The organism is Nocardia sp. NPDC004415, assembly GCF_053602435.1.
In genome coordinates, this window is record NZ_JBSGDP010000020.1 from 19,892 (window position 1) to 44,806 (window position 24,915).

The window sequence follows — 24,915 nt, forward strand, 5'->3', positions numbered from 1 at the left end:
ATTCGGTGTGACTCATCCCGGTTCGCTCACCCGGATACTCGCGAAGTTCTCCACCTCGACCGGGACGATTCCTTCGCCGACGGGGAGGGGGAAGCCGAAGACCTGGGCGTAGAAGCTCAGTTCGGAGTCCAGGGCGGTGCGGATGTTCTCGGCGCGGCGGAAGCCGTGCTGTTCGCCATCGAAGAGCAGGTAGGCGACGGGGATTCCGCGTTCGCGCAGTGCGTCGACGATCATTTCGGACTGGTTCGGTGGGACGACCGCGTCTTCGCTGCCCTGCAACACGATCAGAGGGCTGCGGAAGCGGTCGATGTGGTGGATGGGGGAACGTTCGCGGTAGCGGTCGCGCTGGGCGGGGTAGTCGCCGATCAGGCCGTCGAGGTAGCGGCTCTCGAATTTGTGGGTGTCGGCGGCGAGGGCTTCCAGGTCGGCGACACCGTAGTGGTCGGCGCCCGCGGAGAACGGGGTGTCGGGGCGGGCGAGGGCGGCCAGGGTGGTGTATCCACCCGCCGAGCCGCCGCGGATGGCGAGCCGGTGCGGGTCGACGCGACCGGTGTCGGCCAGCCATCGCGCGGCGGCGATGCAGTCGGCGACATCGACCACGCCCCAGGCCTGGTGCAGCAGGTCGCGGTAGGCGCGGCCGTAACCGGTGGAGCCGCCGTAATTCACGTCCACGACCGCGAAACCGCGGCTGGTCCAGTACTGGGTCGAGGGCGCGAGCACCGGCAGCGCCTGCGCGGTCGGGCCGCCGTGGATCATGACCAGCAACGGGGGACGTTCACCGTCGAGGCCGCGGTGGCGGGTGCTGGTCGGCGGGTAGAACAACGCGTGCCCGGTCCGGGGGACGCCGTCGAGGTCGGTCGACGGGAACGAGATCGGCTCGGGCACCGAGACGTCGGCGGCGTCGAGGCCGAGATCGCGGGGAGCGCGCAAGGCTTCGAGTTCCGGTGACGAGCCGCCGAAGGTGAGCCGGTAGACGCCGAGTTCCGTGGTCGGCGTGCCCGCCGTGAACACCACCGAATTCTCGTCGGCTCGCACGAGCGCGAAGACGGCGGAGAAGGGCAGCTCCAGGTCGGTGATCGACCCGTCGGCGCGGCGCACGGCGAGCCCGTCGTAGCCGTCGCGCCACCGCGCGAACACGATGCCGTGGTCGGCCCCGAGCACCGCGTACCGTGCCGAACCCAATTGCCAGGCGGGCACGCCGATCTCGGCGTGGGTCTGGATCACCGCCTCGACCGCACCGCCCGCGGTCCACCGGTAGAGGTTCCACCATCCGCTGCGATCGGACAGGAACAGCAGCGACCCGTCGTCCTGCCAGCGCGGTTCCTGCACCGACTCGCCGGGGCCGCCCGCCACCACGGTTTCCGCACCGGTCGACAGGTCACGCACGCGCAAGACGGTGTCGTCCCACGGCATCGACGGATGATCCCAGCTCACCACGGCGAGCAGCGTCCCGGACGGGTCGATTCGCGGGGACACGACGAAATCCGGGCCGCTGACCAGGACCTCCGGCTCCGAAAGCCGGTCGGCGGACAGCCGCACGATCTCATTGCGCACATCCACCGCGCCCCGCCCGTCGACCGGATGCCGCTCCCGGATCGCCACGATGCTCGCCCCGTCGGGAGCGAACGCGCCGTCACCATACCGGTCGCCGCGCGAGACAGCGGGCTCCGGAGTCACCGCGACCGGCTCACCGTCGCGTTCGAGCCGGTACAGGCGCTGATCGGCCCAGTTCACGAAGAACAGCACACCGTCGCGCACCCACCAGGCGGCGCCACCGTATTCGTGTACGGCGGTGCGCGCGTCCATGCCCGACGGCAGCAGGTCGGTCCGGGTTCCGTCGGCGGCGCGGCATACGATCTGGGTTCGGCCGCCCTCGGCGGGCCGACCTTCCGACCAGTACACATCGGACCCGTCCACCCGCACCTCACCCAGGCGGACCGCCGCGGCGACAACACTTTCGGAGGTGATGGAAGTCGGCCAGGACCCGAAGGGCAACTCGGTGCTCGTCACCCCGCTCAGGCTAGTCGGCTCCGGTGACACCGGCAGGCCCGCATCGGCCGTCGTCCCAGGAACGGGGTACAGGGTGCCGAATTCGATGTCGCGCCAGATCCGGCGGGAGATCTCCTCGGGGTAGGCGCGGACGGCCGGCTCCGCGGTGTAGACGCGGGTACGCCGCGTGGCGGGGGTGTAAGCAGCCCACCCGGGGTCACCAGTGGTCGCGAAATTCACCCAGTCCGTGCGCATTCGCAGGCCGAGTTCGTCGGCTTGCTCCGCCGCGTGCGGGTAGGCCGTGGGGTGGTGGCGGATCTCGTCGGCGGTGAGGGTGCCGAAGACCAGCAACACGTCGAGGCTGTGGGAAGCGTCTTCGTCGCGGTTGTAGCCCCAGCACAGCTCGTAGGTCCAGGTGGCGCCGCCGCCAATGTGCTGGGCTTCGGCCAGTCGCAGGCTCGGCATGCGGAACAGCCAGTCGGCATGTACGAGTTCGAGCAACCACACGGAGGAGACGTCGGGGTGGGCCGCCCGGTACACGCCGGGATCCAAGGACGGAGCGAGAACCGCCAGGTCGGACTTCACATCCGCGTCGGTCACCGTGCGGCCGAGATCCGCGGTGAACAACCGGTACTCGTCCCGGGTGTGCCCGACGAGCAACTCGACATCCCGGCCGACGCCCGCGGCGAGTGCCCGCCAGGGATCCTGCGGAAGTACCTCACCGTCGACGACAGGCGAGAACGGTGTCGGAGTCGTCGCCATCGGACCCCAGACCTCGACGCGCCCGGGCATCGTCGCGATGATCGCCGCCGTCGCGTCGACCAGCACCTGCGGGGGCACAGAGGCCAGATCCGTGACCGACGTGGCGGCCCCTACCTGCGCCGCGATCGCCGTCGACACGGCACCGGCCAACTCCGGCGCGAAGAATGTGCCCGGCAGGCTCTGGACGATCGCCCGACGGAACAAGCCCGCCGCCGACGGCATTATGACCAGCGCAGCCAGACACCCCGCCCCGGCCGACTGCCCGAACACGGTGACCGCGCCCGGATCACCACCGAACGCCGCGATCTCGTCCCGGACCCAGCGCAATGCCGCGACCTGGTCGAGCAGACCGCGGTTGTCCGGCGCACCGTCAACGTGGGCGAAACCTTCGAATCCGGTGCGGTAGTTCATGCTCACCACCACCACACCGCACGCCGACAGCGTCGCGGCATCGAAGTGCGGATTCGCCGAACGCCCTTCCAGGTAGGCGCCACCGTGGATCCACACCATCACCGGCAACCCACCGGCCCCGAGATCCGGCGACCAGACGTTCAGCGACAGACAGTCATCCGATCCGTCCTCGACGACCCCGGCCACCGCGGTCATCACCGCACCGCGATGACCCGCCTGCGGCACGCCCGGGCCGAACGCCCCCGCATCACGCACACCCTCCCACGCCGGAACCGCGACCGGCGGCCGAAAGCGCAAGGCGCCGAACGGTGGTCGCGCGTAGGGGATGCCGCGGAACACCGCAACCGAGTTCTCGACCCGCCCCCGCACCGTTCCCGCTGTCGTCCGAACACACGGTCTCGTCCCCACAACCCCACCCCCTGGATTCGCTTCGGTGCCCGAACCCTACCTCCGGGCACCGACACGTTCGGGATCAGCGGGTGGGACGGGGTCCGGTGATCGAGGCGCGTTCGACGATGCGGCGTTGCGGCCAGTAGTCGCTGGCCGCGTAGTGCTGGACGGCGCGGTTGTCCCAGAACGCGACGGTGTCGGGGCGCCACTTCAGGCGGACCTGGTGTTCGGGGTAGTCGGCCTGCCGGGCCAGGCGGTCGATCAGGGCGCGGCTGCGTTCTTCGTCGTAGCCGACGATGTGGTCGGTGAAGATACGGTTCACATACAGGTGCCTGCGGCCCGTCGCGGCGTGGGTGGCGACCACCGGGTGCTGGACGGAGGGGTTCTGCTCGCGCATCGCGGCCTGCTGCTCCGGTGAGGCACGGAAGCCGAACGCGCGGGTGAAATCGTGGACGGCGTCGAGGGTGTCGATCTCGGCCCGGGTGTCCTCGTCGAGCGAGTCGTAGGCCGCGTACATGTCCGCGAACAGGGTGTCGCCGCCGATCGGGGGGACCTCCACCGCGTGCAGGATCGCGCCCAGCGAGGGGCGTTCACGCCAGGTGACATCGTGATGCCAGGCGTTCTCCACACCGACCATCTCCGAACCCTTCTCGAAGCGCACCAGCTCGGGCTGCTCGGCGCTGGCCGCCAGCGCGGGATGGATCTCGAGGTCGCCGAAACGCTGCGCGAAACCGACGTGTTGGGCCGGGGTGAGCGGCTGGTCGCGGAAGAACAGCACCTTGTAGTCGTGCAGCGCCTGCCGCAACTCCTCGATGACCTCGCCCGGCTGGGTGACGGTCAGATCGATGCCGCTGATCTCCGCTCCGAGGGTGGCACCCACCTGCTGGGCGTCGAAATGCTGCCAGCGCAGCGCTGCCAGCCGCTCCCGCTCGGCGCGCAGATGCGAGAACGGGCCGACGGAGACGGAATAGCCGGGCAGCGGAAACGGTCGCACGCTGGGGGTTTCCGGCGCTGCGACCGCGGTGGATTCGGACATTCGGCTCTCCTCGTCTCATGTAGTCGCATGACTACAAGTGCGTACGGACTACCGTAGTCACATGACTACACCCCCGACGACGAATCGAATCGACCCGATTCCAATTCCCACCGGCCGCGACGCCGTGCGCTCCGCACTGCTGCACCACGCCGCCGACCTGTTCGCCGAACGCGGACCCGCCGCCACCTCGGTCCGCAACATCGCCGACCGCGCCCGCGTCAACCACGGCCTGGTCTTCCGCCACTTCGGCGCCAAGGAGAACCTCGTCGCCGCCGTCCTCGACCACCTCGGCGACCTGCACGGCCCCGACACCGACCTCACCGGAACCACCCCGACCGACCCCGACACCCGCAGACACCTCACCGTCCTGGTCCGCTGCCTCCTCGACGGCTACCCCGTCGGCCGCCTGCAACAACGCTTCCCGATCATGACCGCACTCGTCGACCGTGCCGCCGCCACCGGCGCCGACGACCGCACCGCCGCCCTCGCCGCCGCCAATGCCGCCGCGCTGCTGGTCGGCTGGGAAATGCTCGGCCCGTTCCTGCGCGCCGCCACCGGCCTCGACAACCTGCCCGAAGACGAACTGCGCCGCGATGTCACCGCCCGCGCCACCCGCATGCTCGACGAAAACCCCTAGCACCCGCCACCCCCGCATGACACCATCCCCGGCATGCCCGCCGCCATGACCGCCGACCAGCTCGCCACCCGCACCGCACGCGCCGTCTCGGCCGCCGTCGCCGCGGGCCGCGAACACGGCCTGACCGTGCGCGACCCGGTCGTACTGCACGACATCTTCTCCGTCGTGGTGCATCTGGCTCCGGCGCCGGTCGTGGTGCGGGTGCCGACCGTGCTCGCACCGGGCAGCGACCTCGACGGACTCGCCCGCCGTCAGCGCACCGAACTCGACGTGGTGCGCTGGCTGGACTCCCGGCACATCCCGGTGATCGCGCCGAGCCCGCTCGTCCCCGCCCAACCCGTCCGGCGCGACGGCTTCTCGATGACCTTCTGGCGCTACGTCGACCGCGATCCCGCCGCCGCACCGGACTACCTCCACCACGCCGCCCTCGTCGCCGACCTGCACCGCGCCCTGCGCGACTACCCCGGCGAACTCCCGTTCCTGTCCGCCGCCGAACCCCACACGATCACCCCCTCCTACGACGTGCTCGCACAATTCCCCGACCTGCTGCCCGCCGAAGACCTCGAGCGCGCGCGACGCGAATGGCAACGACTCGAACCCCTCGTCACCTCCCGCGCCGCCTTCGACGCCGAATTCCCCGGCACCGACCTGCAACCCCTCCACGGCGACGCGCCCGCCTACAACCTCGTCACCACCGTCGACGGCCCGCTCCACGCCGATTTCGAACTCGCCACCCTCGGCCCCGTCGAATGGGATCTCGCCGCCTTCGGACCCGACGTGGCGGCGGCCTACGACACCGCCGCCGACCGCCTCGGCCTGCGCCGGCTCGACCCGCGCGTCCTGCGGTTCGTCGAAGCGGTCGGCACGGCCCGCACCATCGCCTGCCTGCCGCTGGTCGCCGAACAACCGATCCTCGGCGACGCACTGGCCCCCGCGATCGAGCACTGGCGCACCCAGCCCTTCGCCGGTGGACTGTTCGACTGATCAGCCCAGCGGGCCGTGCCCGAGCAGTACCCGGCCGCTGAAACGGGTCTGCTTGGCCCGCGGCAGCGGATGGAACTGGCAGCCGTGCACATCGCGGTAGAGACGTTCCAGTTCGCAGGTCCGGGAATAGCCCGCCCCGCCGGTGGTTTCGATCGCCAGCCGGACCGTGGTGATCAATGCGTCCGCCGCGACGGTCTTGCGGCTCAACGTCCGCGACGCGTACTCCTCCGTGCTCGGGAACATCAGGTCGTCGGAATCACCGAACATCGCCGCGATCAGATCCGCGGCCGTGGTGTAGGCATTGAGCATCTCGCCAGCCGACTGCACGGTGTGCGGCTCCGAACGGCCCGCCAGCAGCCCCGCCGTCAACTCCACCGCGGCATCGGCCACACCGAGATAGGCCGCCAGCACCAGCGGCAACGCCGCCCCGATCACCACATTCAGCACCGGCGGCCACACCCCGGCCGGACGCACCATCGACACCGTCGCATCCGGGACGAACACCTCCTCCAGCACCACCGTGTGCGAACCGCTCGCACGCAAACCGAAAGCGTCCCAGGTCTTCTCGATCCGCACACCCGGCGCGGACATCGGAATCGCGCAGTGCAGCACCTCGTCACCGCAGCGCACACTGGTCACCAGCACATCGCCGACCTCGCAGCCACTGGCCGGCGCCTTGCGCGCACCGACCCGATAACCACCGTCGACCCGCACGGCCTCGCCGTTGGAATCGACCCAGTCCGAAGCGCCCGTACTCACCAGGATCGCCCCCGCGGCCACCTTCGCGAACACCGCCGAGGCGTCCACACCGTGCTTGTGCCGCCACACCTGCGCGGCCACCAGATGCGAATGCATGGCGAAGGCCACCGCGGTCGACGGATCGTGTCGGCCCAGCTCGCGCAGGATCGCGCCCATCTCGGCATGGGAGGCACCACCGCCCCCGAACTCGACGGGCACCAGAGCCGCCGACAAACCGCTCGACCGCAACAGGTCGAACGCGGCGACCGAGATCTCGCCGGTGCGGTCCCGCTCGGGGACCTCGGGACGCAGGGATTCGCCGATCTCGCGGGCCAGGGCGACGCGGTCGACGACGGAGGTGGAGTCAGAAATTGTGGAAGTCATGTTTCGAACGTAGAAAGCGCCGCGATAACCAGATAGTCCAGAAAATGGACCCACCCGGTACAAGAAATAGACCCCGTCGACGAGGTGACCATGACAGACCCCACCGCAGCGTATGGCCAGTACTGCCCGATCTCCCGCGCGCTCGACGTGCTCGGCGAGCGCTGGTCACTGCTCATCCTGCGAGATCTGTTCGTCGGCACCACCCGCTTCAACGACCTGGCCCGCGGGCTACCGGGCCTGTCGCGCAGCCTGCTCGCCAAACGCCTGCGCCAATTCGAACGCGCGGGACTGCTCGAGAAGATCGGCACCGAGCACCTGCTCACCGAAGCGGGCAGCGCGCTCGAACCGATCCTGTTCGGTCTGGGCGAATGGGGCGCACGCTGGACCTTCGGCGCACCCCGCGAAGACGAACTCGACGCCACCCTGCTGGTGTGGTGGATGCACCAGCGCCTCGACACCACCGTCCTGCCCGGCCGCCGCCAGGTACTGCAGATCCGGTTCACCGACGACGTGCGCCGGTTCTGGATCGTCATCGAAGCGGGCATCCCGTCGGTCTGCGAAACCGACCCCGGCTACCCGGTCGACGTCACCGTGGTCGCCGATGTCGCCGGACTCTACGAAGTGTGGCTGGGCCGCATGCCACTCGTCCACGCCCAGCGCACCGGCCGCGTCCGGTTCCACGGCCTGCCCGCACTCACCCGCCGGATGCCCGCCGTCCTGCAGCTCAGCCCCGTCGCGGACTACGTGCGCGAGGCCGCCTCACCCGAACCGGCCGCCCGCGCGTCCTGACCCTCACCGGAGGTCATCGGCCTGCCCCTCGGCGATCCGCATCGCCCACCCGTACAGCCGCACCGGGTCACCCAGCGACGCGGCGGCCTCGGGCCGGGCCAGCACTCCGGCCGCGGCCGAGAGCAGCTCGAACAGGCCCAGATTCACCCAATCCCACAGCATGCTGTCGAAGTTGTAGGACAGCATCGCCCGCTCGACGTGCTGCCGGATCGCCACGATCTGCGCCGCCGAAAGGCCCGCGCGCCGCAACCGCTGCTCGGTCGCTCGCTGGTGTTCCGGGTCGAAGGTCGTATCCAGGAAGGGTTCCAGCAGGTCGGACCACACATCGGGACGCCGGCGCACCGCGATCGCGTTGACGGTGCAGAACTCCACCAACTCCGCCTCGTCCACCCGCGGCAGGAACAGGGTCTCGCCGTGCACGGTCCGGACTTCCGGGGGCCAGCCGCGCGGATCGGCATCGCGGATCTCGGCGGCGGTCACCACGCCCTCGGGATACACGGACGCACCGGCGAAAGGGTAGTTCGCGTAGCGGATCTCACCATCGGCGAGGACGAACAGCATCGATCCATGATCGGTCAGAACCGCGCGCGGCAAAACGTGGCGGTCATCACTCCGGGGCCTATCATGTTGGCAACGGTCGCAATCAAAACGTTATGGTCTGGGCATGGTACGTACCGGAGCAGCAACCACCGACCCGGACGAACCGAATGTTCCTCTCCCCCAGCAGCATCCGGCACGTCTCGAACTAGTCGGCGATTCGCCCGACACCACCGAAGCCCCCACCGACACCGTCGACGACCATTTTCCGCGACTCGGCGACACCAGTTTCCTCACCACCGCCGCCCGGCACCGCCTCGCCGCCTACATCCACACCCAGCTCGCCGAACTCGCCGAAATGCCGTGACCACGGCGCAGGCGACTACGATCGACACGTCATCGGCGGCACACTGATTCACCCAGGAGGGGCGTGGACGGCGACGCGGCGGTCGTAGTACCCGAACAGGTCCGCACCGAACTGCGCCGGGGAGTGCGCAGCGTCCTGGTCGACACCGCCGCCCTGCGCCTGGTCCGCGAACGATTCGACGACCAGCAGGCCGGCGCGCTGAGCCGCTACCTGGAAGCCTCGCAATCGGCCAACACCCTGCGCGCCTACCGCACCGACTGGATCGCCTGGGCGGGCTGGTGCCAGGCCGAACACCGGCAGGCCCTGCCCGCCGACCCACTCGACCTCGCCGTCTACCTGGCCGCCTGCGCCGACACCCGCCGCGACAACGGCAGCTGGGCCTTCAGCCCCGCGACCCTGGACCGCAAATCCGCCGCCGTGGCCGCCGTCCACGCCGCCAACGGCCTGCCCTCCCCGACGCGATCCGACGTCGTCCGGCTCACCCTGCGCGGCATCCGCCGCACCCGCCGCACGCCACCCACCCGCAAACGACCGGTCCTGCTGCACACCCTCGACCAGCTGCTCACCGCACTGCCCGCCCCCGGCTGGCCCACCGAACCCGCCCGCCGCCGCGACCGGCTCGCCCTGCTGATCGGCTTCGCCGGCGCGCTGCGCCGCAGCGAACTCGCCGGACTGCGGATCAGCGACGTCCACGTGCGCACCGATCACACCACCGGCGAACCCCTGCTGATCGTGCACCTGCCCACCACCAAGACCGACCCCACCGGTGCCGCCGAACAACGCGTAGCCCTCCCCCGCGGCACCCATCCCCGCACCTGCCCCGTCTGCGCCTACGCCGACTGGGTCCGGCTGCTCGAGATTCACGCCGCGGGCGGTGACCCCGCCACCCGCGCCTGGACCGGCGAGAACACCGCGACCGACCCCGCGATCCACCGCTGCCACGGCTTCACCGGCACGCCCCTGAGCGCCGAGCCGCACCGCCCGCTGCTCCCGACCGTCAACCGGCACGGCTCCATCGGCCCCACCGCCCTGTCCGGCCGCGCCGTCGCCGAACTCGTCAAACGCTATGCCGCCCGCGCGGGCCTGGACCCCGACCTCTTCTCCGGCCACTCCCTCCGTGCCGGCTTCGCCACCCAAGCCGCCCTCGGCGGCGCCAGCGACCGCGAAATCATGCGCCAGGGCCGCTGGGCCAACCCACGCACCGTCCACGGCTACATCCGCACCGCCAACCCCCTCGACGACAACGCCGTCACCAAACTCGGCCTGTGAGCGGGTTCCGCTAGCAAGCGCCGAAGTAGGCCGTTCATCGGTTCGTGCCGATCGCGGTGTCGGTGCGCACGGCGAAGGCGTCGAGCACCTCGATATAGGCCGGCGGGACTTCGACTCCCAACACCAGCCCCTCGGCGGTGGTGGTGAGGTGGAAGATGAAGAACGAGCAGCAGCTACTCTCGCGGGCGGCCAGCGCCCGGGCCCGCTCCGCCGCGGCCGGGTCGAGGACGATCTCGAACCGGTCCGGGGCAGGGCGGCGGGTGGTGCGGGCACTGGTGGTGAACAACTCGTCGAACTCGGCAACCCGGAGAGGCTGCTCCACGGTGGGCAGGGTGCACGCGCCGGGCACCCAGTCGCCTTGAACCGGTGAAATCGTCATACTTCGAAGGTAAGCCTGTACCCCGGTACAGGATGCAAGTCCTTGTCGCGGACTCAGGGTTCAGGACAGGGTGTCGCGCGCCGACGGCGACCGGTATCGGCACCGATCAGTGAGCGGTTCAGAGGATGCGGTCCAGGCGGAAGATGCGGAACTCGCGGCCGCCGGAGCGTTGGAACTCCATCTCGTAGCCGGGCCAGAACTCGACCACCAGGTCCCAGACGCGCTTGCGCTCCACGCCGGTGATCTCGGTGACCGTCACCGGGAACGAGGCGCTGCCGTCGTAGCGGGCCGCCGCGGTACGGGACGCGCGCAGGTTGGCCGACCAGGCCGGATGTTCGGGGCGGCCCCAGTTCGAGCCGACCAGGTAGAAGCCGTCGCCGTCGGGCACACACAGCAGCGAGGTCGTGCGCGGTTGACCCGACTTGCGCCCGACCACGGTGATCTCGATCGACGGCAGCCCCGCCAGGTCGAGGACACCCCACCGGCCGCCACTGAGTCTGCGCAGCAACCGCTCGGTCGGCAAGACGACGCCGGCCCCACGCATCACCCACGGCTGTTCGGCGAACACCCGCGCGATACCCGGCAAGGGATTCCACACCATCCTCGAATCCTGGCTCGAGCGAGCCCTCAGCACCCACTCGCGGGGCGTTCCTGAGAGGCAACTCACCCCTCTCCTCCTGAGCAAGGGCGTTGTGTAGGTGAGGACATGTCGAGAGCTTGCTGGCCTGGATGATGGAGGGTGAGATACATAGGTAGATGCGCATATCTACGTAAGGCAATGTTATTTTGATCAATGACTCGATGACGCCGCGCCCAGGTTCCTCCCGCATTCCCCGCCGTCGATACCGCACACTGAAACGCACTCCCCCGCCCTTCGAACTGCCAGGAGTGCCATGCCCTCCCCCAGCGGTCGCCGCCTTCTCGCCACGGTCGCCCTGACCGCCGCGGCACTTCTCACCACCAGCACCTCCCCCGCGCTCGCCCGACCACCCGCGCCCGCGCAGCTCGCCCCGCTACCTCCCGAATTCCTCTGGGGTGTGGCCGCTTCCGGATTCCAGTCCGAAGGGGATGCGCCGGACAGCAATTGGCGCCGGTACGCCGAGTCCGGCGGTACCGAGGATCCCTATCTGGACTCCGTGGACTTCCGCCACCGGTTCCGCTCCGACATCGCGCTCGCCGCCGACCTCGGGGTGCGGGTGTACCGCGTCGGCATCGAATGGGCCCGGGTACAGCCGCAACTGGGCGTCTGGGACGAGGACGGACTCGCCTTCTACGACGAGGTCGTCGCCGCGATCGTCGCCGCGGGCATGCGCCCGATGCTCACCCTCGACCACTGGGTCTATCCCGGCTGGGCCGCCGATCGGGGCGGCTGGCGCGACCCGGAGATGGTGGCGAACTGGCTGAGCAACGCCCGCCGCGTGGTCGACCGCTTCGCCGGCACCGACCCGCTGTGGGTGAGCTTCAACGAGCCGACCATGTATCTGGTCAACGAACTGCGCCACGGCGGCATCGGCCCGGCCGAGCTGCCGGTGATGGCCGAGCGGATCGCCCAGGCGCACAACAGCATCTACGACCACATCCACGCGGTGCAGCCGGGTGCGCTGGTCACCAGCAATGTCGCCTACATCCCGGCGGTCGACGACGCGATCAGCGGCGCGCTGCTGGATCGGATGGCATCGCGGCTGGACTACATCGGCATCGACTACTACTACGGCTTCTCCCCCACCGACCTGCGGGTGCCCGACCTCGACCGGCTCTGGACCCTGCCGTTGCAGGCCGAAGGCATCTACTACGCCCTCGACCACTACGCGCGCCGGTTCCCCGGCAAGCCGCTCTACATCGTCGAGAACGGCATCCCCACCGAGAACGGCCTGCCCCGCGCCGACGGCTACACCAGGGCGGACTCGCTGCGCGACACGGTGTACTGGCTGCAGCGGGCGGTGACCGACGGCATCCCGCTGATCGGCTACAACTACTGGAGTCTCACCGACAACTACGAATGGGGTTCCTACACACCGCGTTTCGGCCTGTACACGGTCGACGTGCTGACCGACCCGACCCTGACCCGCAGGCCCACCGACGCGGTCGCTGCCTACCGGGAGATCACCGCGGCCGACGGCGTCGCCCCCGGCTACCGGCCCACCCGACCGGTGGCGGCATGCTCACTGGTGGACGCGCCGTACAGCTGCACCGACCCGGTGACCGTCCCCGGCTGACGCCGATCGCGAATTCGGCGGCGCGCGTGTCCTCTACACTCGGGCGGATGTCGAGCGCAACGTCACGCCCGTCCAGTGCCGTGAGTGGCAGGCAAGCCCGGTGGCAACCGCACAACGACAGCCGCCGCGAGCGCATCGTGCTGTCGGCCATCGAGTTGCTCGAGCAGACTCCGGCGGGCGGTGAGGTGTCGATCGTGCAGATCGCCGAGAACGCCGGGCTGGCCAAGTCGGTGGTCTACCGCCAGTTCGCCGGGCGCGACGAACTGGACCGCCGCATCCGCAGCGAGATCGCCGAACGCTTCGCCGCCGACATCGAGGACGCCCTCGACATCGGCGACGGCTCGATCCATCAGATCCTGGTGCGCACCGTCGGCGGCGTGGTCACCTGGATCCAGGATCACCCCCGCCTGCACGAGTTCCTGCGCACCGGGCCCTCGGAGACCGAGCCCGACGTCGACGCGATGACCGCCCTCATCGCGTCCATCGCGGCCTCGACCCGGGCCCTGGTCACCGGTCTGGCCGGGGTGGTGGGTGTGGCCGACGACGGCTCGGCCGACACGATGACCTTCGCCATCGTGTCGATGACCGAGGCCACCGTCACCCGCTGGGCGGTCGACCCCGATCCGGCACTGACCCGCGAACAGCTCATCGACGAGGTCGCCGACTACGCGTGGCACGTCGTCGACGGCGTCGCCCGGCGTCACGGGCTCACCCTCGACGCCGAGCAACCGCTCACCACGGTCCTCAATCAGCTGATGTCGGGCACCTGACCCGCGCTCAGGCCGCGCGGCGTCCGTGCCGTTCGGGCTCACTGCGGTAGCGCGAAGCCGGACCGCCGACCCCGAGCGCGTTCCACAGCCGCTTGGCCACCGGATTCATCAGGCCCAGATCGCCTGCGAGCTTGCGCATGTCGCCGAAGTAGCCCGACAGGATGCGCTGCGAGTGCTCGGACTTCCAGAACGCCTGCTCGATCACCTCGCGCGGAATGCCGAACTCGCGCGCGAACGAGCGCGGCGGCGCCATGATCTCCCCGGCCAGCCAGCGCATGGCGATCGGGAACGCCACCGAACAGGCACCCCGGTTGAACTTGCCCATGCGGGCCACGTGCACCGCGAGGAACTCTCCGGCGAAGGAGATGTGCCTGGCCTCCTCGGCGATGTGGATCTGCATGGTGCGCAACACCATCGGGGGCATCCGCTCGCCCTCGCGGATCACCGCCTTCTGGTAGTGATCGATGGGTTCCTCACCGCCGAGGATGCCGATGAACAGGATGGCGTAGGCAAAGCCGCCCGCCACGCCGATCAGCGGGGACAGCGCCCGGAACAGCGGCCGCATGCCGGGCACGTCCACGCCGATGCGGTTCACCAGCTCCTGGAACATCTGGATGTGGTTGCACTCTTCGGTCATCTCGTGCATGCAGTAGCGGAATTCCGGTGAGCCGTTGGGCAGCTTCATCGCGTACTGCATCATGCCGCGGATGAGGATGCTCTCGAAGGCGGCGCCCACCTTGATCGCGTTGGCGGTGCGCCACTTGCCGATCGCGATCTGCCGCTCGAGCGACTGATCGCGGTACCACTGGGTGGCGCCCAGCGGGTCGACGTCGGGGGACAGTGCCCACCGTGGGTCGTCCGGGTCGATGGCGAGCTCGGGCGAGTCCCAATCGATGTCGAGGTAGGGATCGAAATGCCGGTCCACCGACCCCTGGGACAGGGTCGCCAGCGCATCTCGGTACTCCTCGGTGATGAGTCCGCCGCGGCTCGATTCGGTCAGCGTCATCGGTGCCTCCTCGGTTCGCGTCCGGCGGGCGCGCTGTTAGCGCCGTCACACCGGTACCACCGAGAATAACTGAGACTTCGGGTCCCAGACAACCCCTGGCGCCCGGCGAGTCCACATCGAGACGAGCGGCTACTCGACGAGCAGAACCACCAGCTGACGGGCCATTTCGACATCACCGGGCCCACCGAGCCAGATCAGGGGGCGTCGCGGATCGAGCTGATCCAGCGCGTCGGTCAGGGACCCGAAGACGCGGTCGGCCCGCACCACGCACACCTGCGGCACCGCTTCCGAGACGGCGGGCGCGCCGTCGACCTCCAGTGCCAGCGAGCCGCTGGAGGCGTCCCCCGCGACCGCGTCGCGCACCACCGCGTCACCGGTGCTCGCCGAGGCCGCGCCGCCGTGCACCACCTGGTGCCCCGGCGCGCTCGCCCAGTGGTCCAGCCAGGCCGGACCGGGTTCCACGGCGGCCAGCACCGAGGTGACGCTCATCCCGTAGAGCACATCGGCCACCGCGGCGGGCAGGCCGGCCAGGTCGACGGTGCGGACCAGCGATCCGTACTCGCGCAGGCGGTCGGCGAAGCGGGCCAGCACCGCGGCGCGTTCGGCCGGGTCGACCGCGGGGGCGGCGCCGGAGGAGCGCCGCATGGGCACCCGGCGCGCGTCGTCGGGTAGGTCGAGCAGCCCGTCGCGGACGCGGCGCAAGATCTCCTCGCGAGAATTCACTCGGGCACTCCCGTTCGTTGGCGACCGCTGTCGCCGGTCCTACATTCCTCTCCCCACATACCGCGGGAACTACCTCTCCCGCTACCGTACCGATCGGTCCGCTCGATCCGGAATCACGTCGCCGGTACCGGCCGGGCGGCCGCGTCGGCGCGGAATCCGAGCAGGTGGCACAGCTGATCGACCTGCTGCTCGAACACCTCGGCGCGGTCGGCGAAGGTGTCGGCGCCGTACATGTCGAACACGTCGAAATTCACGGCGCCGAACAGCGTCGTCCAGGCGGTGAGCGCGGCGGTCATCAGCCCGTCGGGCACGGTCAGACCGAACTGCGCGCGGATGGTGGCGAAATCGGCGGCCGTGCGCGGTGACAGCGCCGGTGCGGGCGCGGGCGGCGTGAGCAGGCCCGCGCGGTGAGCGTCGTCGATGATGGTCAGCAGCGCGCCGATGACCCGGATGCCGGGGGCGACGGTGTCCTCCAACGGCGCGGCGTAACCGGGAACCGGGGAGCCGTAGAGCAGGCCGTACCACGCCGGTTCGGCCAGTGCCCAGGCCCGCACCGCGCGCGCGGCGGTGCGGAAGCGGTCGGCCGGGTCGGCGGGAGCCTCGGCCACAGCGGCGTCGACGGCGTCGCCGAGGGCGTTGTATCCGTCGACGACGAGCAGGGTCAGCAGGTCGTCGCGACTGCGCACGTACCGGTAGATCGCCGAGGAGACCATGCCCAGGTCCCGGGCCACCGCGCGCAGCGACAGCGCCGCGGCACCCTCGGAGGCCAGGTGCTCGCGGCCGACCCGCTTGATGTCGGCGATGGTCTGGGCGCGAGCGCGGGCGCGGGGGCCGGGACTGTCGGAACTCATCCCCCGATCATCACCCACCGGCGGCACCGGACAGATCGCGGCGCCCGATCGTGTCGTCCTCGCCCGCGGCCCGCTGGATCTCGGCGGCGAAGGTGGCGCCCGCGACGCCCCAGGCCATGGCGAGCAACCGGTCGCGGAAGCGGTCCAGGTCGACCGCGACTCCCTCGCCGCCGTAGCCACCCGCGCCCGCCGCGTCGCGCACGGTGCGCACCACGTCGTCGGCCAGGGTCGCGAGCCTGCCGTGGATCAGGGTGCGCAGCACGCCGCTGAGCGCGATGTCGATGCCGACGTCGTAGAGCACCAGTGCGGCCTCGAGCATGGTGCGGTCGTGCACGAGCCAGCGGTCACCGCGGCGTTCGAGATAGCCGGCGGCGACGAGTTCGGTGAGCACGTCACCGTCGCGGTCGACCAGCAGCGCCACCAGTTCGAGGTCGTCGATGGAGGCCGCGTGCGCCTCGGCGGGACCGACCCGGGGATCGAACAGCGAGCGCCAGTCGCCGGTGGCGCCGGCCTGGGGTTCGGCGTCGAACACCTCGCGGATCGCCTCCAGGCGCAGCCCGCGCGCCTGCATGGCGACGATGTCGCGCAGGCGGTCCAGATGTTCGGCGGTGTACACCACTTCCTTGCCCGCACGGCCGGGTTTGGGCAGCAGACCCAGGGAGTGGTAGTAGCGGATCGTGCGCGCCGCGACGCCGCTGATCTCGGCGAGTTGGGCGCGGGTGTATCGGGGCACGCGACCAGCATAGAGCGCAGGGTTACCTACGTTGACAGTCCACACTGTCGCCGTTAGCGTTACCGGCGTCACTGTTGACACGACCGAGGAGCTCCTCTATGTCCGAGCGGACCACCGATTTCGACGTCTTGATCGTCGGTTCAGGATTCGGTGGCAGTGTCACCGCGCTGCGACTGGTCGAAAAGGGCTACCGGGTCGGCATTCTCGAGGCGGGCCGCCGCTTCGAAGACGACGAACTGCCCAAGACCAGCTGGGATCTGCGCAAGTTCATCTGGGCGCCCAAGCTGGGCTGTTTCGGCATCCAGCGCATCCATCCGCTGCGCGATGTGCTCATCCTCGGCGGCGCCGGGGTCGGCGGTGGTTCGCTGAACTACGCCAACACCCTCTACGTGCCGCCGGAGCCGTTCTTCCGCGACGCCCAGTGGCGCGACATCACCGACTGGCGCGAAGAGCTCACCCCGTACTACGAGCGCGCGAAGAAGATGCTCGGAGTCGTGCAGAACCCGCACATGACACCCGCCGACGAGATCTTCAAGTCCGTCGCCGAGGACATGGGCGTCGGCGACACCTTCGTGCAGACCCCGGTCGGTGTGTTCTTCGGCGAGCCCGGCAAGACCGTGTCCGACCCGTACTTCGGCGGCGTCGGCCCGCAGCGCACCGGCTGCGTCGAGTGCGGTGACTGCATGGTCGGCTGCAAGTTCGGCGCCAAGAACACCCTGGTGAAGAACTACCTGTACCTGGCCGAACAGGCCGGGGCACAGGTGATCCCGATGACCACGGTGACCGCGCTGCGCCCGCTGCCCGACGGCTCGTGGGATGTCGCGACCGAGCGCACCGGCGCCTGGGTCCGCAAGGACCCCAAGACCTACACGGCCAAGCAGGTCGTGCTGGCCGCGGGCACGCTCGGTACGCAGAAGCTGCTGCACGCCATGCGTGACGAGGGTGCGCTGCCGAACATCTCCGACAAGCTGGGTCTGCTGACCCGCACCAACTCCGAGTCCATCGTCGGTGCCGCGACCAAGACCCTCGCGCCCGGCCAGGACTTCACCAAGGGCGTGGCGATCACCTCCTCGATCCACCCCACCCCCGACACCCACGTCGAGCCGGTGCGCTACGGCAAGGGCTCCAACGCGATGGGCCTGATGCAGACGCTCATGGTCGACGGCGGCGGCAAGATCCCGCGCTGGCTGCGCTTCCTGGGCATCGTGCTGCTGCACCCGCTGCTGATGCTGCGCTTCCTGAGCGTGAAGAACTGGAGCGAGCGCACCATCATCTCGCTGGTGATGCAGCACCTCGACAACTCGATCACCACCTACACCAAGCGTGGACTGTTCGGCCGGCGCAAGCTGACCTCCAAACAGGGCCACGGCGAACCGAATCCGACCTGGATCCCGGCGGGCAACGATGTCACCCGCCGGGTGGCGGAGAAGATCGGCGGTGTCGCGGGCGGCACCTGGGGTGAGGTGTTCAATGTTCCGCTCACCGCGCACTTCCTGGGCGGCGCGGCCATCGGCGCCGACCGTGAACACGGCGTGATCGACGCCTACCACCGCGTGTTCGGGTACCCGACGCTGAGCGTGGTCGACGGTGCGGCCGTGTCGGCGAACCTGGGCGTCAACCCGTCGCTGACCATCACCGCGCAGGCCGAGCGCGCCGCCGCGTACTGGCCCAACAAGGGCGAGGTGGACACCCGTCCCGAGCAGAGCGCCGGGTACACCCGGATCGCGCCGGTCGCCCCGGTGCAGCCGGTCGTGCCCGAGGGCGCGCCCGCGGCGCTGGTGCTGCCGATCGTGGAGATCCGCAGCACGGAGAAGTCGGCGGGCTGACCCCACCGAAGGCCCCAGATCGGGATCCAGGCAACGAGTCGAGCCAGGGCCTGGGATATCGACGGGCGATAGCCATGATGACGCGTAGTTCCGACCGAAACGACCTTCCCGACGAGCCGCCGATCCGGCGGGTCTTCCGGGAGGTCATCAGCGATCGCCTGACAGACCCGCGCCCACCGCAGGCGGCGATGTTGTTCCAGTCCTCGGTCGATCCGTTCTGGACCGACGATCGGTTCTTCCTCGCAGACTTCTACAGCGAGATCCTCCATCAGGACACCTGCTTGCCCTATACCGCGGACGGCGTCCCGTTACTGGCGGCGTTGGCCATAGACGACCGCGTGCCACCACAGCAGCGTTTCCGGGTGATCAGCCTGCTGTTCGACATCGCCACCGTCACGGACCGCCACGTGGCTGAATACTGGCCCGGCACAACACCCTACGCGGATCCTGGGAACGAGAACCAAGCCCGCGAAGCGGTCCGATCCTGCACCCCGGACCTGCTCGCCCGATGGGCATCCGAACGCCCGGCCGTCCGCTTGGCACTCGCAGCCCTCGCCGTGGTGTTCCCCACCGCCCGAACGCTGCCCGCCTTGACCCCGCGGCTCGAGTGTTTTGTCGGGCAACACCCACAGGGCACCGATATCGGCGACTACGTGCGCTTCATTCTGGTACTGGCCGCCGGGAACAACGCCCGAACCCTCACTGCCGTCGAATCGCTCACCACCGCCGCCTGGGCGGGCACCCCTCGCGCAGCGCCGACATCAGCCCGATCTGCCCACCTACTCGGCCAGATGCTGAACCGGGTCGGAAGGGAACTCAGGCCGTTTTCACAAACGTCCTGAACTGCCGCATACCGTGCTACAGCCGTCGGCCAGATTCGGCCGTAGGGTGCACGGGCCCGACCCTGTTCACCCTGATCCACGATCCGGCCCGGATGTCAGACGCTCGTGTCCGTCGCCGGCCCTCCCGGTTTCGTGGGCCACCAGACCTTGTCGCCCAGCAAGGCGAACAGGGCCGGAACCACCAGCGTGCGGACCACGAAGGTGTCGAGCAGGATACCGAGGCCGACCACGATGCCCAGCTGCGTCAGCGTGATCAGCGGCAACACGCCGAGCACACAGAACACCGCGGCGAGAACCACTCCGGCGCTGGTGATCACCGCGCCGGTCGAGGCGACCGCGCGCACCATGCCCCGGGTGGTGCCGTGGGTGGCCGCCTCCTCACGCGCCCTGGTCACCAGGAAGATCGTGTAGTCCACGCCGAGGGCGACCAGGAACAGGAACCCGAACAGCGGCACATTCGTGTCCAGCGCCGGGAAACCGAAGACCGCGCCGCTCATCCAGCTGCCCGCCCCGAGCGCGGCGAGCGCGCTGAGCACGGTCACGCCGACCAGCAGCAGGGCCGCCGGGACAGCCCGCAACAGGACTAGCAACACGAGCAGCACGACCGCGAGGATCAGCGGGATGACCAGCGCCTGGTCCCGCTGTGCGGCGTCACGGATGTCGAGGGCCTCGGCGTCGGACCCGCCGACCAGCGCCGCCGCGTCCGGGACCGGCGCCAGCGCGCTCCGGATCGCCTCGACGGTCGAAAACGCCTCCGCCGAACCGGGTTCCGCGTCCAGCACCACCGACCAGCGGGTGGTGCCGCTGCCGGAGACGCCGTTCACCGTCGCCCGCGAGACGCCGGGCACCTCGTCGAGCTGCTCCTGGACCGCGCCGGTGGCCGCGGTGTTCGCGATCACCACGGCCGGATCGGCGGTGCCCGAGGGGAAGTGCTCGGCCAGGGTGCGCAACCCGTCGACGGATTCGGCCTCGACCCGGAACTGCTCGGTGCGCGAGAGACCGATATCGGTGGTGGCCAGCCCGGTCGCGAAGATCAGCAGCACTGCCCCGGCGGCACCGGCGACCACGGCCGGACGGCGCACCACCCGGGTGGCCACGGCCGCCCACACGCCCTGCTCGGCGGGATCTTCGCCGTCGGCGGCGGGGACGAACGGCCAGAAGACCCGCCGCCCACACAGCGCGAGGGCGGGTGGCAGGGCAGTGAGGACGAAGATCAGGGCCACGACGAGTCCGGCCGCGGCGAAGGCACCGAGGCTGCGGGTATTGGGCAGCAGCGCGAGCAGCAGCGTCAGCAGGGCGAGGACGACGGTGATATTGCTGGCCACGATGGCGGGCGCGGCGTGGCGGACCGCGGCACGCAGGGCCAGGCGATGGTCGGTGTGGCGGTGCAGCTCGTCGCGATAGCGCGAGACCAGCAGCAGCGCGTAGTTGGTTCCGGCGCCGAACACCAGGACGCTGGTGATGCCCGCGGTCGAGCCGTCGAAGGTCAGGCCGGTCAACTCGGCCAGGGCGGTGCCGACGCTGGTGGCCACGCGATCGGCCAGCCCGACCACCGTCAGCGGGACCAGCCACAGCACCGGGGAACGGTAGGTGAGGATCAGCAGCGCCATCACCACCAGCGCGGTCACGATCAGCAGCAGGGTGTTGGCGCCGGAGAACGAGTCGGCGATATCGGCGCCGAATGCCGGTCCGCCGGTCACCTGCACGCGCAGGTCGGCGGGCAGATCGGTGGTGACGGCGGTGCGGAGGGCGTCGATGCGGTCGGTGAGGGCGAATCCGTTGAGTTCGGCGGAGATCGGGATCGGGGCCAGCGCGGCGCGTCCGTCGGGGGCGGGCACGACACGCGGTCCGTCGCTCGCGGGAACACCCGCGCGGTCGAGGGCGGTATCGAGGGCCGCGAGATCGGGCGCGGTCAGGGCGGCGTCGTCGGTGCGGGTCGCGACCAGGATCGCGGCCGACTCCCCCGCGTTCGGGAACTGGTCCTTCGCCGCGGCCGCCCTGGCCGATTCCGCCGACGACGGCAGTGAAACCGGCGCCTGTCCCGCGCTGTCGTTGCCGCCCGCCAGCGCCATGACGGCCAGCGCCGCCACCACCACGGCCAGCAGCACCGCCCACGATCGCCGACCGGTGACCAGCCGGGCGAACCGGTCCCAGCCCTGTTCCTCGTTCACTCGCATCACGCGCTGAACTATTTCAGATACTTAACTACATGGCAATGTCCGGACGGTCACCGGTTAAGCTCACAGCCGGAAGCGAGAGGAGGCAGCGGGTGGACGCCGCGAACACCGGGCCGGACGGCCGGATGGAACTCGAAATCGGGATCGCCCGCGATCTGCGCGCGCTGACCGCGATCTCCGAACAGATCGGGCACGTCTTCGCCCGCTCGAACACCTTGCGCCCCAATGATTTCCGCGCACTGATGCACATCGCTACCGCCGAGGCGGAGGGAGCGCCGCTCACGGCGGGACAGCTCAGCAAGCTCATGGGCGTGTCCGCGCCCGCTGTCACCTACCTGGTCGAGCGCATGATCGAGTCCGGGCACCTGGCCCGCGTCCCCGACACCACCGACCGGCGCCGGGTCCACCTCGGATACACCGAGCACGGCATGGCGGTGGCCGCCGGATTCTTCGGCCCCCTCAGCGCGCGCACCCGCGCCGCCCTGGCCGACCTACCCGACGCCGACCTGGCCGCCGCCCATCGGGTGTTCGCCGGAATCACCACGGCGCTGCGCGAGTTCTACGCCGAGCTGCCGGAATCGGGCAGCCCGGCGGAGTAGTTCCGCTACACCAGGCGCAGGCTGTCGATCATTGCCCTGGCCTGTTCTCGCGGTAGTTCGCCGGTGGTGCCGCGGTCGATGAGGATGGCCAACGCCAGTGTGGCGCCTGCGGCGTTCTTGAAGGCGAAGGAGTAGACGGAGTAGGCGTTGGCGGTGCAGCCCGGTGCCGAGGGGGCCCACGGGCCGCCGCCCTCCACGAACTGCCCCACGACGCCGCTGGCGGTGGTCAGCGCCGTGGGCACGGTGCGGCCGTGGTGGGTCGAGCTCGAGTATCCGCCTTCGGCGGCGATGGTCGCGGCCTCGGTCGCGGCCGCCGCCAGGTCGGTCTCGTCGACGGTGGTGACACCGGCCAGTCCCCGGTATGCCGAGCCGGGGCAGTAGTTCTCGCCGTCGTAGCTGCGGCCGCGCCCGGAGATGCTGCCGGTGATGCTGTAGAAGTCCATGGTGTCCGCGGCCGAGGAGATCGACCAGCTCGCGGGCACGTCGTAGGCCACACGATAGGTGGGGATGAGGACGCCCTGCGACCCCGGTGAGACCGGCGCGGTGGTGGTGCCCGACAGCGGCGCGGTGGTGGTCACTGTCGTGGTCGCGGCGACCGTCGTCTTGTCGGGTTCCTTGCTGCCGACGACGACCGCGACGGTGACCACCACGACCAGCGCCACCACCACGCCGACGACCGCGACGATCACCCCCGTGTTGCTCTTGCGGGGTGGCTGCTGCGCATAGCCGTAGGGCTGCTGTCCGTAGGGCGCGCCGAACTGCTGCGGGTACTGCCCTCCCTGCTGCGGATATCCACCCTGATACCCCGGATTGCCGTACGCACCAGGCGCATTCGGGTCGGCATACCCCGGTGCGGGCTGCGCGAACTGCCCCGAACCACCCGGAGCCATGGGCTGTGGCGCCTGGCCCGCGCCGTAGAGCACCGTCGAGTTCGGCCCCGGCTGCTCGGGCGGCGAGAAGCCCGGCTGGGCGAACTGTCCCGAACCGGCAGGCGGCGGGGCCATCGGCTGCGGAGCTTGCCCGGCGCCGTAGAGCACGGTCGAATTGGCGCCGGGCTGGTCACCGGCCGGTGGCGGGAAGGCGGGCTGGGCGAACTGCCCCGACCCGGCGGGCGGCGGCGCCGTCGGCTGCGGAGCTTGCCCGGCACCGTAGAGCACCGTCGAGTTCGCGCCGGGCTGCTCGCCCGTCGGCGGCGGGAAACCGGGCTGGGCGAACTGCCCCGACCCGGGCGGAGCAGTGGGCTGCGGGACTTGGCCCGCGCCGTACAGGACAGTCGAATTCGCGCCCGAGGGCGGGGTGCCCGGCGGGCCGGGAGGGGTTGGCGGGGTGCCCGGTTGCTGGTCCGGTGGCGGCTCCGAGAATCCGGGCGCTTCCCACCACCGATCGACATTGTCTGCCACGAGCTGTCCCTCCTCATCACCTGCCCGACAACGCGTCCGGTCAGGGTCCCCTTTCAGCCTAACGGCGCGACCCCCGGGCGGGTGACCCCAGCGTCGGCTTCGCTCTCACCTCGCCTCGACGGCGAGCGAGGTGCCCGCGCGAATCCGTTCCGCCGCAGCGACGGTCGCCGCACCGAGACCGGCCAGCTCGGCGCTCGACAGCCGGGTGTCCGGGCAGGCGACCACCGAGGCGACGACGGCGCCGCGCTCGTCGCGGATCGGTGCGGCGAGGGTGACCACCGCGTTCTCGGCGCCGAGTTCGGTGGGCAGGTAGTCGATGGTGATCAGTTCGGTGATGACCGAACCGAGCTGGGCACGCAGGGCGGCGGTGATCGGTGAATCACGCAGTCCCGCCAAGGCTTCCAGCATCGGGGTGGAGTCGTCGACGAGCCGTTCGACCGAGTAGCCGCGACTGCGGATCTCGGCGAGCACCTGGGTCAGGCGCGCACGGTGGGCCGGGTCGGCGAGCGCCAGCCAGGCCCGCTGTTCGGGTTCCGGTGCCCAGGCGACGAATTCGCGGCACACCGGTGGCGCGAGCGGCAGGCGGCGGCCCGGCCTGATCCAGCCCGCCGAGGGATCACCCACCACTTCGGTGACCACGATGCTCGCGCCGTCGCGCTCGGCGAGGAACACCGGCACCCCCGCCTGTCCGGCGAGCGCGCGCAGGTGCGGGGCGGCGGTGTGCCGCAGTGGGAATGCCGCCTCGGCCCGCCGGGCGACGGTGAGCAGCCGCAGGCCGATGCCGTAGCAGCCGTCGTCGTCGCGCACGGTCCAGCCGTCGGCGCAGAGCTGAGTGAGTACGGCGTGCGCGGTGGCCCGCGACAGTCCGGCCTCGCGCACGATCCGCGCCAGCGACAGCCGCTCGGTGGCATGGCGTGAGAGCAGCTCGATGACCCTCACGACGCGCTGGGTCGGCGGCGAGACGGCACCCGGATCCGCCGTCACCTCTTGACCGGCGCCCTCGGCCCGGCTTATCGTCGGTGTCACAATATCGAACAATAGCGTCGAATATTCGACATCGCAACCCGAGGGCTGGAGCAGCCCACGGATTGCGCGAACGA

At 70.2% G+C, this 24,915-nt stretch carries 23 protein-coding genes; 10 read left to right on the forward strand and 13 right to left on the reverse strand.

Annotation, left to right across the window (positions count from 1 at the left end; translation table 11 throughout):
- Window positions 1-12: 12 nt before the first annotated feature.
- Both ACWEMY_RS12430 and ACWEMY_RS12435 read right to left on the reverse strand, forming a co-directional pair.
- The gene (locus tag ACWEMY_RS12430; protein ID WP_452390088.1) at window positions 13-3,570 is read right to left on the reverse strand and encodes a carboxylesterase family protein; all 3,558 of its coding nucleotides are present in this window, start codon (window positions 3,568-3,570) and stop codon (window positions 13-15) included.
- 64 nt (window positions 3,571-3,634) lie between these two features.
- Entirely contained in the window at window positions 3,635-4,588 is a 954-nt protein-coding gene (locus ACWEMY_RS12435) for a TauD/TfdA dioxygenase family protein (protein WP_452390089.1), read from the reverse strand.
- A gap of 61 nt (window positions 4,589-4,649) precedes the next feature.
- Here ACWEMY_RS12435 and ACWEMY_RS12440 point away from each other — a divergent pair, with 61 nt between their 5' ends.
- Window positions 4,650-5,225 carry a helix-turn-helix domain-containing protein gene (locus tag ACWEMY_RS12440; protein ID WP_452390090.1) on the forward strand — a complete coding sequence of 192 codons (576 nt, stop codon included), beginning with the start codon at window positions 4,650-4,652 and terminating at the stop codon, window positions 5,223-5,225.
- 33 nt (window positions 5,226-5,258) lie between these two features.
- Complete coding sequence (locus ACWEMY_RS12445) at window positions 5,259-6,209, forward strand: aminoglycoside phosphotransferase family protein (protein ID WP_452390091.1); 951 nt, start codon at window positions 5,259-5,261, stop codon at window positions 6,207-6,209.
- Here the strand turns inward: ACWEMY_RS12445 and ACWEMY_RS12450 are convergent, their stop codons facing one another.
- Window positions 6,210-7,331 carry an acyl-CoA dehydrogenase family protein gene (locus tag ACWEMY_RS12450; RefSeq protein ID WP_452390092.1) on the reverse strand — a complete coding sequence of 374 codons (1,122 nt, stop codon included), beginning with the start codon at window positions 7,329-7,331 and terminating at the stop codon, window positions 6,210-6,212. It abuts the gene before it with no gap.
- Window positions 7,332-7,421: 90 nt separating this feature from the next.
- Here ACWEMY_RS12450 and ACWEMY_RS12455 point away from each other — a divergent pair, with 90 nt between their 5' ends.
- Window positions 7,422-8,120 carry a winged helix-turn-helix transcriptional regulator gene (locus ACWEMY_RS12455; RefSeq protein ID WP_452390093.1) on the forward strand — a complete coding sequence of 233 codons (699 nt, stop codon included), beginning with the start codon at window positions 7,422-7,424 and terminating at the stop codon, window positions 8,118-8,120.
- A gap of 3 nt (window positions 8,121-8,123) precedes the next feature.
- On the opposite strand, the gene ACWEMY_RS12460 is transcribed toward ACWEMY_RS12455, so the two are convergent.
- Window positions 8,124-8,681, reverse strand: coding sequence for a hypothetical protein (locus ACWEMY_RS12460; RefSeq protein WP_452390094.1), 558 nt, complete (start codon window positions 8,679-8,681; stop codon window positions 8,124-8,126).
- A 103-nt stretch (window positions 8,682-8,784) separates the two neighbouring features.
- Between ACWEMY_RS12460 and ACWEMY_RS12465 the strand changes: the two genes are divergently transcribed.
- Window positions 8,785-9,024, forward strand: a complete 240-nt coding sequence (locus ACWEMY_RS12465) for a hypothetical protein (protein WP_452390095.1) — start codon at window positions 8,785-8,787, stop codon at window positions 9,022-9,024.
- A 63-nt stretch (window positions 9,025-9,087) separates the two neighbouring features.
- Window positions 9,088-10,293 (forward strand): site-specific integrase, encoded by a 1,206-nt coding sequence (locus ACWEMY_RS12470; protein ID WP_452390096.1) that lies wholly within the window; start codon window positions 9,088-9,090, stop codon window positions 10,291-10,293.
- Between the two features lie 34 nt (window positions 10,294-10,327).
- Here ACWEMY_RS12470 and ACWEMY_RS12475 read toward each other — a convergent pair whose 3' ends face one another.
- Together ACWEMY_RS12475 and ACWEMY_RS12480 are read right to left on the reverse strand one after the other, a co-directional pair.
- Window positions 10,328-10,672 carry a hypothetical protein gene (locus ACWEMY_RS12475; RefSeq protein ID WP_452390097.1) on the reverse strand — a complete coding sequence of 115 codons (345 nt, stop codon included), beginning with the start codon at window positions 10,670-10,672 and terminating at the stop codon, window positions 10,328-10,330.
- Between the two features lie 118 nt (window positions 10,673-10,790).
- Window positions 10,791-11,273, reverse strand: a complete 483-nt coding sequence (locus tag ACWEMY_RS12480; RefSeq protein WP_452390098.1) for a nitroreductase family deazaflavin-dependent oxidoreductase — start codon at window positions 11,271-11,273, stop codon at window positions 10,791-10,793.
- A gap of 292 nt (window positions 11,274-11,565) precedes the next feature.
- Here ACWEMY_RS12480 and ACWEMY_RS12485 point away from each other — a divergent pair, with 292 nt between their 5' ends.
- Together ACWEMY_RS12485 and ACWEMY_RS12490 are read left to right on the forward strand one after the other, a co-directional pair.
- Entirely contained in the window at window positions 11,566-12,888 is a 1,323-nt protein-coding gene (locus tag ACWEMY_RS12485; protein WP_452390099.1) for a family 1 glycosylhydrolase, read from the forward strand.
- 47 nt (window positions 12,889-12,935) lie between these two features.
- A complete protein-coding gene (locus ACWEMY_RS12490) occupies window positions 12,936-13,658 on the forward strand; it encodes a TetR/AcrR family transcriptional regulator (RefSeq protein WP_375927360.1) in 723 nt (240 codons plus the stop codon).
- Between the two features lie 7 nt (window positions 13,659-13,665).
- On the opposite strand, the gene ACWEMY_RS12495 is transcribed toward ACWEMY_RS12490, so the two are convergent.
- The 4 genes from ACWEMY_RS12495 to ACWEMY_RS12510 all read right to left on the reverse strand — a co-directional run bounded on the left by ACWEMY_RS12495 (window position 13,666) and on the right by ACWEMY_RS12510 (window position 16,971).
- Window positions 13,666-14,664 carry an AurF N-oxygenase family protein gene (locus ACWEMY_RS12495; protein WP_452390100.1) on the reverse strand — a complete coding sequence of 333 codons (999 nt, stop codon included), beginning with the start codon at window positions 14,662-14,664 and terminating at the stop codon, window positions 13,666-13,668.
- Window positions 14,665-14,793: 129 nt separating this feature from the next.
- The gene (locus tag ACWEMY_RS12500; RefSeq protein ID WP_452390101.1) at window positions 14,794-15,387 is read right to left on the reverse strand and encodes a hypothetical protein; all 594 of its coding nucleotides are present in this window, start codon (window positions 15,385-15,387) and stop codon (window positions 14,794-14,796) included.
- Window positions 15,388-15,500: 113 nt separating this feature from the next.
- Window positions 15,501-16,238, reverse strand: a complete 738-nt coding sequence (locus ACWEMY_RS12505; protein ID WP_452390102.1) for a TetR/AcrR family transcriptional regulator — start codon at window positions 16,236-16,238, stop codon at window positions 15,501-15,503.
- Window positions 16,239-16,248: 10 nt separating this feature from the next.
- Window positions 16,249-16,971, reverse strand: coding sequence for a MerR family transcriptional regulator (locus tag ACWEMY_RS12510; protein WP_375927352.1), 723 nt, complete (start codon window positions 16,969-16,971; stop codon window positions 16,249-16,251).
- 98 nt (window positions 16,972-17,069) lie between these two features.
- Between ACWEMY_RS12510 and ACWEMY_RS12515 the strand changes: the two genes are divergently transcribed.
- Together ACWEMY_RS12515 and ACWEMY_RS12520 are read left to right on the forward strand one after the other, a co-directional pair.
- Window positions 17,070-18,797 carry a GMC oxidoreductase gene (locus ACWEMY_RS12515; RefSeq protein WP_375927350.1) on the forward strand — a complete coding sequence of 576 codons (1,728 nt, stop codon included), beginning with the start codon at window positions 17,070-17,072 and terminating at the stop codon, window positions 18,795-18,797.
- A gap of 74 nt (window positions 18,798-18,871) precedes the next feature.
- Window positions 18,872-19,639, forward strand: coding sequence for a hypothetical protein (locus tag ACWEMY_RS12520; RefSeq protein WP_452390103.1), 768 nt, complete (start codon window positions 18,872-18,874; stop codon window positions 19,637-19,639).
- Between the two features lie 95 nt (window positions 19,640-19,734).
- Here the strand turns inward: ACWEMY_RS12520 and ACWEMY_RS12525 are convergent, their stop codons facing one another.
- Window positions 19,735-21,816: an MMPL family transporter gene (locus ACWEMY_RS12525; protein ID WP_452390136.1), complete on the reverse strand. Its 2,082-nt coding sequence runs from the start codon at window positions 21,814-21,816 to the stop codon at window positions 19,735-19,737.
- A 125-nt stretch (window positions 21,817-21,941) separates the two neighbouring features.
- On the opposite strand from ACWEMY_RS12525, the gene ACWEMY_RS12530 reads away from it, so the two are divergent.
- Complete coding sequence (locus tag ACWEMY_RS12530; protein ID WP_452390137.1) at window positions 21,942-22,415, forward strand: MarR family winged helix-turn-helix transcriptional regulator; 474 nt, start codon at window positions 21,942-21,944, stop codon at window positions 22,413-22,415.
- Between the two features lie 5 nt (window positions 22,416-22,420).
- Here the strand turns inward: ACWEMY_RS12530 and ACWEMY_RS12535 are convergent, their stop codons facing one another.
- Window positions 22,421-23,815 carry a hypothetical protein gene (locus ACWEMY_RS12535; RefSeq protein ID WP_452390104.1) on the reverse strand — a complete coding sequence of 465 codons (1,395 nt, stop codon included), beginning with the start codon at window positions 23,813-23,815 and terminating at the stop codon, window positions 22,421-22,423.
- A gap of 105 nt (window positions 23,816-23,920) precedes the next feature.
- Window positions 23,921-24,841 carry an IclR family transcriptional regulator gene (locus ACWEMY_RS12540; RefSeq protein WP_452390105.1) on the reverse strand — a complete coding sequence of 307 codons (921 nt, stop codon included), beginning with the start codon at window positions 24,839-24,841 and terminating at the stop codon, window positions 23,921-23,923.
- Window positions 24,842-24,915: the final 74 nt, after the last annotated feature.

What these genes read in the sequence shown, in the direction of transcription:
- ACWEMY_RS12435 (WP_452390089.1), bottom strand. Translation starts at nt 4,588, where the DNA reads ATGTCCGAATCCACCGCGGTCGCAGCGCCGGAAACCCCCAGCGTGCGA.
- ACWEMY_RS12440 (WP_452390090.1), top strand. Translation starts at nt 4,650, where the DNA reads ATGACTACACCCCCGACGACGAATCGAATCGACCCGATTCCAATTCCC.
- ACWEMY_RS12445 (WP_452390091.1), top strand. Translation starts at nt 5,259, where the DNA reads ATGCCCGCCGCCATGACCGCCGACCAGCTCGCCACCCGCACCGCACGC.
- ACWEMY_RS12450 (WP_452390092.1), bottom strand. Translation starts at nt 7,331, where the DNA reads ATGACTTCCACAATTTCTGACTCCACCTCCGTCGTCGACCGCGTCGCC.
- ACWEMY_RS12455 (WP_452390093.1), top strand. Translation starts at nt 7,422, where the DNA reads ATGACAGACCCCACCGCAGCGTATGGCCAGTACTGCCCGATCTCCCGC.
- ACWEMY_RS12460 (WP_452390094.1), bottom strand. Translation starts at nt 8,681, where the DNA reads ATGCTGTTCGTCCTCGCCGATGGTGAGATCCGCTACGCGAACTACCCT.
- ACWEMY_RS12465 (WP_452390095.1), top strand. Translation starts at nt 8,785, where the DNA reads ATGGTACGTACCGGAGCAGCAACCACCGACCCGGACGAACCGAATGTT.
- ACWEMY_RS12475 (WP_452390097.1), bottom strand. Translation starts at nt 10,672, where the DNA reads ATGACGATTTCACCGGTTCAAGGCGACTGGGTGCCCGGCGCGTGCACC.
- ACWEMY_RS12480 (WP_452390098.1), bottom strand. Translation starts at nt 11,273, where the DNA reads ATGGTGTGGAATCCCTTGCCGGGTATCGCGCGGGTGTTCGCCGAACAG.
- ACWEMY_RS12485 (WP_452390099.1), top strand. Translation starts at nt 11,566, where the DNA reads ATGCCCTCCCCCAGCGGTCGCCGCCTTCTCGCCACGGTCGCCCTGACC.
- ACWEMY_RS12490 (WP_375927360.1), top strand. Translation starts at nt 12,936, where the DNA reads ATGTCGAGCGCAACGTCACGCCCGTCCAGTGCCGTGAGTGGCAGGCAA.
- ACWEMY_RS12495 (WP_452390100.1), bottom strand. Translation starts at nt 14,664, where the DNA reads ATGACGCTGACCGAATCGAGCCGCGGCGGACTCATCACCGAGGAGTAC.
- ACWEMY_RS12505 (WP_452390102.1), bottom strand. Translation starts at nt 16,238, where the DNA reads ATGAGTTCCGACAGTCCCGGCCCCCGCGCCCGCGCTCGCGCCCAGACC.
- ACWEMY_RS12515 (WP_375927350.1), top strand. Translation starts at nt 17,070, where the DNA reads ATGTCCGAGCGGACCACCGATTTCGACGTCTTGATCGTCGGTTCAGGA.
- ACWEMY_RS12520 (WP_452390103.1), top strand. Translation starts at nt 18,872, where the DNA reads ATGATGACGCGTAGTTCCGACCGAAACGACCTTCCCGACGAGCCGCCG.
- ACWEMY_RS12525 (WP_452390136.1), bottom strand. Translation starts at nt 21,816, where the DNA reads ATGCGAGTGAACGAGGAACAGGGCTGGGACCGGTTCGCCCGGCTGGTC.
- ACWEMY_RS12530 (WP_452390137.1), top strand. Translation starts at nt 21,942, where the DNA reads ATGGAACTCGAAATCGGGATCGCCCGCGATCTGCGCGCGCTGACCGCG.